The sequence below is a fragment of the Streptococcus sp. k-378 genome (assembly GCF_013277505.1).
Taxonomy (GTDB): Bacteria; Bacillota; Bacilli; order Lactobacillales; family Streptococcaceae; genus Streptococcus; species Streptococcus pseudopneumoniae.
The window spans coordinates 45,277-54,927 of sequence record NZ_VMNC01000069.1; the positions used below are offsets into that span (position 1 = coordinate 45,277).

6 protein-coding genes are annotated in these 9,651 nt (G+C 38.9%); 4 read left to right on the forward strand and 2 right to left on the reverse strand.

Going from position 1 to position 9,651, the window contains the following annotated elements; genetic code table 11:
- Positions 1-8: 8 nt before the first annotated feature.
- The 3 genes from HT719_RS07510 (at position 9) to HT719_RS07520 (ending at position 3,865) form a co-directional block, all read left to right on the forward strand.
- Positions 9-1,154, forward strand: a complete 1,146-nt coding sequence (locus HT719_RS07510) for an N-acetylmuramoyl-L-alanine amidase family protein (RefSeq protein ID WP_172928742.1) — start codon at positions 9-11, stop codon at positions 1,152-1,154.
- Positions 1,155-1,789: 635 nt separating this feature from the next.
- Positions 1,790-2,596 carry a hypothetical protein gene (locus HT719_RS07515; protein WP_166731410.1) on the forward strand — a complete coding sequence of 269 codons (807 nt, stop codon included), beginning with the start codon at positions 1,790-1,792 and terminating at the stop codon, positions 2,594-2,596.
- Between the two features lie 21 nt (positions 2,597-2,617).
- Entirely contained in the window at positions 2,618-3,865 is a 1,248-nt protein-coding gene (locus HT719_RS07520) for a toxic anion resistance protein (RefSeq protein WP_172928744.1), read from the forward strand.
- A 115-nt stretch (positions 3,866-3,980) separates the two neighbouring features.
- Here the strand turns inward: HT719_RS07520 and HT719_RS07525 are convergent, their stop codons facing one another.
- Both HT719_RS07525 and HT719_RS07530 read right to left on the reverse strand, forming a co-directional pair.
- A complete protein-coding gene (locus HT719_RS07525; protein ID WP_023941419.1) occupies positions 3,981-5,258 on the reverse strand; it encodes an FRG domain-containing protein in 1,278 nt (425 codons plus the stop codon).
- Positions 5,259-5,268: 10 nt separating this feature from the next.
- Positions 5,269-5,817, reverse strand: a complete 549-nt coding sequence (locus HT719_RS07530; protein ID WP_000335401.1) for an ImmA/IrrE family metallo-endopeptidase — start codon at positions 5,815-5,817, stop codon at positions 5,269-5,271.
- Positions 5,818-6,226: 409 nt separating this feature from the next.
- Here HT719_RS07530 and HT719_RS07535 point away from each other — a divergent pair, with 409 nt between their 5' ends.
- Positions 6,227-9,595 (forward strand): type I restriction endonuclease subunit R, encoded by a 3,369-nt coding sequence (locus tag HT719_RS07535; RefSeq protein WP_240156563.1) that lies wholly within the window; start codon positions 6,227-6,229, stop codon positions 9,593-9,595.
- Positions 9,596-9,651: the final 56 nt, after the last annotated feature.

The window sequence follows — 9,651 nt, forward strand, 5'->3', positions numbered from 1 at the left end:
TTAAGAAAATGAAAGTATCAAAAAAAATCACACTATTTGGTTTGTCTCTAGCAGGTTTAGCTTTACTAGCTTTCCCTCATTCAGGAAAGGCATTCGAATTGGAAGAAGAATGGGTTATTAAGGGTGGCGTTTGGTATCAAGATGGCAAAATTCTTCGATTTAATAATGGCCATGAAGTGGATATCAAAGTCTTGGATTTGCCAAAAACTGAGAAAATCGAGTGGACGGTCAGTCTCAATGGTCAAGATCAGACTATCAATTTCCTAGGTCAAGAAAAGGACAAATCTATGGTCGGTACAGAAGGACGTTACCTGAATTTCTATGTACCTTATGGCTATAGAGGAGATATCAAGGTAGAAGCCAAGAGCGGAAATGAAGTAAAAACCTGGTCCACTAAAGTGGTAGATGACGTATATAATGGTGGAAAGAGTGGCTACTACCATATTAAAGAATCAAATAATCAATACACCTACCTTGATACTAAATGGGATTATCAAACCAAGACCTACACTGCTACCTTACCAGAAACTATCAATGGTCAAAAAGTCTATGCTTGGGCAGAGGAGTATGGTAATATTAAACTTGTAAAACCAGGGACTATCAGTCATAAATATGATGATGGAGGAGTTTTCAAAGAATTTTATCCGATTGTAAAAGCAGAAAGCTGGCTAAATCTAAAAAATAATCAAGGTGAAAAGTGGTACTATCAAAAACAAGGTCAATTGGTTCAAAATGCTTGGGTTAAGGACAAGGGAACTTGGTACTTTATGAATGATAAAGGAGTCATGTTCAATCAAACTTGGCTCTATCAAGGTAGCAACTGGTATGCCTTTAAATCATCAGGAGCCATGATTGCTAGCAATTGGCTATATGATAATCACTCTTGGTATTACCTAAAGGACTCAGGTTCTATGGCGACAGGTTGGATCAAAGATAGTGGATCTTGGTATTATCTAAACAACTCAGGTTCTATGGCAACAGGATGGGTAAAAGATAGCGGCTTTTGGTACTACCTAAAAGACTCAGGTTCTATGGCGACTGGTTGGGTCAAAGATAATGATAAGTGGTACTATCTCGCATCATCTGGTAATATGCTTCGCAATACACGCACACCAGATGGCTATTATGTAGATGGCAGTGGCGCTTGGAAATAAATTTTAAACAGAGAAAATCTACTGAGAAGGTAGGTTTTCTTTTTTAGTCAGTGAATAATATATAGTAAAATAAAATAAAAATAGGACAAATCAATCAGGACAATCAAATCAATTTCTAGTAATATTTTAGAAATCCAGATGTACTATTCTAGTTTCAATCTACTATATTTTGGCTCCCTCAATTTAAGGAAGGGAGGTGTTACATATGCTAGAAACTTTACTCACAGTGTTTCTAGCTCCGTTACTTATTAACGTGTTATCTGAACTTTTCAAGTTATGTCTTAAGAAACGTAAGAAGTAATAGTTAACCCTTTAAGAGGGTAGCAAAAAACCCCATCGGTGGCACGGTGGGGCTTTTTAGTTATATATGCTAGAAGCATTATTTTCCCTTTATGCTCTAATTCTAACACAACCCCTCCGATATTTCAAGCTTTTGTTTTGATATGTCCTCAGAGGTCATTTCGCAATCTTATAACACTGAAGCCTGTGGTTTGAGTCCGCTTTACTGAAATTAGCCCACGCTCTACTAGCCTCCATTCTACAGCAAAGAAATCAACTCTTTTCTAGGGGATTTCCGCCCTCATTTTGCTCTTTTGTGCTAAAATAGATTTATAAATTGAAAATAAGGAATGTTTATGAAATCAGGTAATGGTTTTTGCAAAGGCTGTCTCTATTTTTGGGGCTTCTTGTTCTTATTAGGCCTGTTGGTCCAATATGCTCTTCCGCTTGCGGCTTGTGTCCTGCTAGTCTATGGTGGTTATCGCCTCTATAAACGTTGGCGCTATCCTCTTTTGCAAGATGCCTCTCTAGACGATCGGATTGAGCTTTTAAAAGCTCGGATTCGTCAGGCGGACAAAGATATTCAGCAATTAGAGGGAATTTTAGTAGAAAAAGGTTCAGATTCCTATAAGAGCCTGGCTAATCAAGTATTAATCGAACTGAGGGAAATCCATCAGGAGGCGGATCGTCTAAAGTCCTATATCAATGCTGATGTCTACAACCGTATTGACAAAAAGGTTCGTACAGTAAGGGCAAACATCGATGTTCAGCTAGAACGTTTGGATAGGGAAAGTCAGGTAGATCTTGAAAATGCGGAGCCAGAGGAATTAGCTCCAGAATTGTCCCAGACCTTGGCCAATATTGCTATTGACCATCAGGCCATTTTAGACAAGATTGCCACCTCTTCCGAGGGAGATAAGGAAGAATTGACTGCCATTCATAGTTTGAAGATGGAGAAATTCCAAACGATTTTAGAAGGCTATTTGAAGATTAAGGCCAATCCTAAAAACTATAATCGAGCAGAAGAACGTTTACAGCAAGCTAAATCAGCTATCGAACAATTTGACCTTGAGCTGGACCAGGTGTTGAGAGAACTCAATGAAACAGATATGCGTGATTTTGATATTAGTTTGCGTATCCTAGAAAAAGATCGTAAAGAATAGGTTAGAAACAAAGGAGTAACCATGACAGAATTTAATTTTGATATTGACCAGATTGCCAATAATACGGTAGCTAAGGTGGATAAGACAACCCAAATCATCGAGACCAATACTGGCTCAGACAAGACCTTGACCTTCCTTGAGAAGCTGAGCCCTGAGCAACAAGAAGGGATCAAGGCGCACGTGCCCCAGTTGGTAGACCAGTTTGTCACCAATCAAAATGCTCTTTTGGATTTTGGACAATCTGCTGTCGAAGGTGTGAACAATACAGTCAACCGTATCTTGTCAGAACAAAAGAAACTGCAGATTCCTCAAGTGGATGATCTACTCAAAAATACCAACCGTGAGTTGCAAGGCTTTGTAGTTAAATACAAGAACGCTGAAATTGCTGAGTTAGAAGAGAAGCCAAACTTTTTGCAACGACTGTTTAACAAGAGCAAGAATACCCTACAGGAATTTTACTTTGACTCAAAAACAGTAGAGCAAAAGCTCGATGGCATGGCTGCCGCAGTGGTCAAGCAAGAAGATGTGCTAGCTCGAAATATCGTCTCTGCTGAGATGTTGATTGAGGACAATACCAAATCCATTGAAAATCTAGTGGGAGTGATTTCCTTTATCGAAGCCAGCCAGACAGAAGCTGGCAAGCGCGCTGCAGAACTGAAAGCTCAAGCTGACCAACTCGATACAAGTACGGTAGAATACCAAACCAAGTCACAAGAATTGGCCCGCATGGCTGAAGTGGTCAATACCCTTGAACAACAACATACTGAGTATGTCAGCCGTCTCTATGTTGCCTGGGCAACAACACCTCAGATGCGAAATCTTGTGAAGGTGTCATCTGATATGCGCCAAAAATTGGGAATGCTTCGTCGTAATACGATTCCGACAATGAAACTTTCCATTGCCCAACTGGGTATTTTGCAACAATCCATGAAATCAGGTGTCGTGGCAGATGCCATTGTCAATGCCAATAATGCTGCCCTTCAGATGCTAGCTGAAACCAGTAAGGAAGTGATTCCGCAGATGGAACGAATTGCCCAAAGCCCGACAGTCGCTGTTGAGTCTGTTACCAAACTGGCTGAAAGTCTGGTCGCTCAAAACCAGGGTATCGTCGCTGCCATTGAATTGGGTCGTCAGAAACGTGCCCAACTAGAAACAACTATCGTCAAGTCCGCAGAAATGATCAACGATTCTGTCAAACTACGCGATGAGAAAATCGTCCAAGCCTTTCTCGACCAAGGCAAGGACGCCCAGAAAGAAGTACAAGAATAATACACAAGGATGCTGGGAAAAACTCAATTTCAGGAGAAAATGAAGTAAATCTTTCTACAATAAAACGCATAATATCAAGGTTGTATAATTCTTGATATTATGCGTTTTTTTGATTTCAAAGACTTTTTCTCCAGACTCTTGTGATTCTATATTTACCTTTTCTATTCTTTTTGCTTTTATGATAAGGCAGGTTATTTGAATTTTTTTTTAATTCATTAAGTACCGCTCTATTAGATTTTTTATCATCTTTTAATTCGAATTCTTTAGATTTATAAATCAAATAGTCTGAAAAATCTGGAAATAAGGCATTTGTTTCATAATTGTACTCTTTTAACTTTCGTAAAAGTTCTCTTTGAATTAATTCATAGTAGTCGCCAGAAATTCTTTCCTCTTGATTATTTTTATCAGAACCTGATTTGACAGACTTTCCTTCTAAAAATTTAATTACTCCGTCTAAATTTTTAGAAGATAGATCATCTTCTGGCTTAGTATGATTAGAGCTTTGCTGATTTTTTAAAGACTTAATAGAGGCCTCTATATTAAATTTGATATTTAGAATAATTCTATCGATAGGTTTATAATTTTCTAATTCTATTTCATTTTTTTTAAAATTTATAAATTTAATAAGTTTATCAAAATTTATAAAAGCACCTTTTTGTGCCCGTATTCTCTTATTTGTAATTTTCTTATGAACTAAAGAAATTATTCCATTCTCACTATCATTGCTGGAGTCAATTTTATAGAACTCTAACTGAGGATTTTTTATTTTCCCAAAACCTAACATAAACAACATGGCTATGAATGGATTTTCGGAAATATCTAGTAGACTTGTTGGCAAACCATAATGTTGTAAGATAGCTAATTCATCAGCTCGGATATCTAACATTTCTTGATTTAAAGGGACATATTTAACTTCATCAGGAAATTCTCTAGAGATATTTAGATAAAGAGATTCAAAAGTGTTACAGTATTTATTTCCTTCACTATTTTGTAAATTTCTAAATATCCCTGGTACTGTTTCCCAATCTTCTCTTTGTCCTCTATAGTAATTATAGCCTTGTCTTTGAAACGATGTAATCATTTCTTTTATTAAGTAAAATAAACTCCATGAATTTTTTTCATCTTTATATCCTAATCCCGTACCTGCACTTAATAAATATTTATTGATATCATCGATTTCATCTTGCAATTTAGAGTTTTTATTTGTTGATGAGAGTTCTAGATTTTGAATTTTGTAAATTGGTGTTAAATCTTCCTGAGGTTGGTTTATTCCAATTATATTTATTACTATTTTAAAATCATTAAAGATTTTTGAATTCAGTTGATTTTTTATTTCTTCAGGGGATGAATAATAGGTCCCTAAATTTTCATAGAATTTATCCCTAAGTAACATAAAATTCTCCTTAAATGGACAATACACCCAAATTAATAAGTCTATATTTCATAGCCGGATTGGACACATTTAATTTTTCAGCAAGATAAGTAATAATAATTTCATCATTTAAAGTATCTAATTCTTCCCAGGTCATAGAATAATCTATTGCCATTCTATCGATTGCTTTTATGATTAACTTTTGCGGCATTAGTAGTTCTGCTGCAAACTGGTTAGCAGCTCTTTCTTTAGCATTCGCTACTGGTGTTTGTTCACGTTCAGAAATTCCTTCATGTTTTAACACAAAATGGCCTAATTCATGAGACTTAGTAAATCGTTGACGCTGTAGCGGTTCCAAAATATTAACATACATTTTTTTAGTGTCAGCATCATATTTTCCAGAATGCGAATCGAAGTATGTTTCTATAACCTCAATTCCTAATTCAGCAATAATTTTATCAATATCTATACTATATTCATCTGATTGAAGTTCAATGTCTGATATTACTTCTTTTTTATTGTCAAAATAAGACATAAAATCTGTTGAGTATAGTTCGCTATATTTATAGACTTTACACATTATAAATTCTCCTATTTATATTTTTTATTTTTATTAAAAAATTATGAATTATTCTAAGTTATCATGATACAAAAATAGTTTATATTACTATTCTAAACTAAAAAGATCTTTTAGTCTATAGATAGATTGAAAATTTAAGAAAGAAACTACCTTTACTCTGAAATAAGAGATAAAACCATGGGAAACCTTTTCACTACTAGTCTTTTATGATACAATAGAAGGAAGTAAAGGCGCTGTTTTTTCGATGCTGCAACGCCTTGGATGAATGAAAAGGAAGAGTCCCTATGGTTTTCAGATTTAAGCAAATAAGTAGCTTGCATATATATATATATATAAACTCGCGTTTTCATACCCATTTTCAAAACCTGCCAATCTTTTTGGTAGGCTTTTTGCGTTGTAGAAATGGGGTATGAACATGGCTTACACTTTATCAAAAGAATTAGAGCAAGAACTTATCGTTTCAGCACCTGAGTTACAGCCTAGTTATGCTGCCATCGTAGAATACCTAGAAGCTATCAACCAGAAAGAAGCATCTGGAAGCAATTCTCAGGAACTCCAGAACCAGCTTACTATTCAGCTGGGACGTTTAGAAGATTTGGTGCAGGGCTATATCCAAATAAAGAAGAAACCGCATCACTACCTAGATGCAGATAAAGACTTGACGGCAGCCTATCAAGCCATAAAAGGGACGGAGCAAGATCTTCTCAAAAAATTGCAACATCTCAATCAAGCAGCCTTGCAGGATTTCCATATCAGCCAGAGACTCTCTCCCAAAGATGAGACTGCTATCCCTGTAGCAGGTAAAGCCAAAACCAAACAGGAATTGCCTATCGAGCGAGATTTAATCAATCAGCTGACAAAGGGAGAAAGTCAATGGGTGTATCGACCTGAGTTAAATACAGAAGACTTCCTATGGGGAAACTTTTTTGCCAAGCTGGAAGCCAATAATGTCCGCATTTTGCAAGACCATCCCCTTACAAATTCAGAGAAAAATCAAATCAAAAACCAGCTCAATTTTGTCAACTTTTATGAAGCAGCCAAGTGGATAGCAGGGGAAAATGGCATTGCCAAGGTACAGGTTCAACGTGAAGATGCCAGTCTAGGCACCATTCGCTTGGAAGTCTTGTGGAGAAACAATGTCGCAGGTGGCAGATCCAGCTATGAGGTTGTCAACCAAGTCATCACAGGAGGAGAAGGGATTCGCCAGCGCCGTGGGGATGTGACTTTGTTAATCAATGGTCTGCCCATGATTCAGATTGAACTGAAAAGCCGTTCTCATCCTTATATGGATGCCTTTCGTCAGATTAAGAAATACGACCAAGAAGGACAGTTCAGAGGTATTTTTTCAAGTCTTCAGATGTTTGTCGTCTCTAATGTCACAGACACTCGCTACATCGCAGCTGCCAAAGCCAACAAGCTAAATGAACGCTTCTTGACCAAGTGGGTGGATAGTGAAAATAGACCTCAACCTCAACTATTTGACTTTGCAGAGTCTGTCTTGTCGATACCGAGAGCCCACGAGATGGTCATGCAGTATTCTGTCATCGATGATGACAAGAAGGCCTTGATTTTATTGCGTCCCTATCAGGTACATGCCATTGAGGCTATCCGTGAAGCCAGTCGCAAGCGCCAGTCGGGCTATATTTGGCATACGACTGGTTCAGGAAAGACCCTGACCTCTTATAAAGTTTCGCGCAATCTGCTCCAGATACCATCCATTGAGAAGACAATCTTCGTGATTGATAGGACAGACCTTGACCAGCAGACGACCAGTTCGTTTCAGTCTTACGCAGAGAACGATATGATTGATATCGACGAGACCGATGATACACAGGAATTGGTTAAAAATCTGGCTTCTGATGACCGCCGTGTCGTTGTGACGACAATTCAGAAAATCAATGCTATGATTCGTCAGTTTGATGAAGGACGTCACCAAAAGGTCTACAATCGTATCAAACAACTCAAACTAGCCTTTGTCGTCGATGAATGCCATCGCGCAGTGACTCCTGAACGCCAGCGCCACCTAGAGCATTTCTTTACAAATTCTCTCTGGTATGGGTTTACAGGGACTCCTATCTTTACAGAAAATAAACGTGAACAAAAAGGAGACCTTGCTCAGACGACCGAAGAGCAGTACGGTGACTGCCTCCACCAATATACTGTCAAAGAAGCCATCCATGACAAGGCGGTTCTTGGCTTTAATGTGGAGTATCAGACAACTATGCCTGGTTGGGCAGAAGATGAGATTGACGAGGAGCGTTATGATGACGAAGGCCATATGCTTGCCGTTTTAGATGCCATTCTCAATCGCTCAAGACGCAAACTCGGTTTCCAAAATGGGGTAGGAAAAACCTATGAAGCCATTTTGACCGTCAAAAGCATTGCCCGTGCGCAGGCCTATTATAACCTGATTAAGCAAGTCAAAAATGGAGAGAAGTCTCTAAGCATTTCGGAAAATGTTAAAAAGGTTTTGCCAGACTTCCCTAAGGTTGCCATTACTTACTCTGTGACAGAAAATGAAGCAAACTCCTATGTCAACCAAGCCTACATGGAGGAGAGCCTAGAAGACTACAATGCCATGTTTGGTACCCACTTTAGCCTAGCAACAATTGCTTCCTACAATAGTGACCTCAACGACCGTCTGGCCCGTAAGAAAGAACGCTTTGCCTTCTGTGAGGAACAGTTGGACTTGGTTATCGTTGTGGACCGCTTGTTGACAGGCTTTGATGCCCCTTGCCTATCGACCCTGTTCATGGATCGTCAGCCCATGAAACCACAGCATATCATTCAGGCCTTTTCACGAACCAATCGCCTCTTTGATGAAGGCAAGAAATTCGGCCAAATCGTCACCTTCCAAACGCCTGGCCGTTTTAAAGAAAAGGTGGATGAAGCTCTGAGCCTCTACTCAAATGGTGGTGAAACCAGTGTCTTAGCCCCAGAATGGCAGGAGGAGAAGGCCAAGTTTCTTGAGAAGGTTCATCAACTATTAGCCATCGCTCCAAGTCCAGAGCAGGTGCCTGATTTGGATACAGCGACAGATGCAGAATTAAAACGCTTTGCCAAGGCCTTCCAAGAATTTGACAAGCTCCTATCTTCTATACAAGTCTATTCGGACTATGATGAGAAAGTCATTCTCAGAGAGATTGGTCTCAGCCTAGCAGATATCGAGAACTTTGCCGGCCAATATCAAAATGTCATCGAAGAGCTCCGTAGACGCAGAAAAGAAGACCAAGAAGATGAAGGTGTGCTGCTGGATATCGAGTATGAGCTCGAATCCATCCGCACCGACGAGATAAACTATCACTATATCCTCTCTCTCATCCAAGCCTTGATCGAAAATCGGGAAAACCTTATCGGTAAAAAGGAAAAGGGTCTGGTAGATAACTATATCGAAGATTTGAACAAATCCAATCCCAAGTTATCCAGCCTCATCTCCAAACTCTGGCAGAATGTCCAAGCAGATGCTAAGAGCTATCAGGGGCAGTCTGTGACCCATAAGTTGGATGAGATGATTGAGCTAACAACCCAGAAAAAGATTCGTGAAACGGCAGATTATTGGCAGATAGGAGAGGATGAACTCCAGTTCGTAGTGGACAACTACCGCATCGGACGAGACAAGCAAAATGGTGAAAAAGCCATTACGGAATCTCAGGACTATCTGGCCTATAAGGAAGCCCACGGAGACAAGGCACTACCAAAACTCAAATACAAAAAAGCCCTCAAAGAGGACTATATGCGCATGATTTCAGAGGATATCTTACCGCTAAGAGGGAGATAGGTTTATACTCTTCGAAAATCTCTTCAAACCACGTCAACGTCGCCTTGCCGTATATA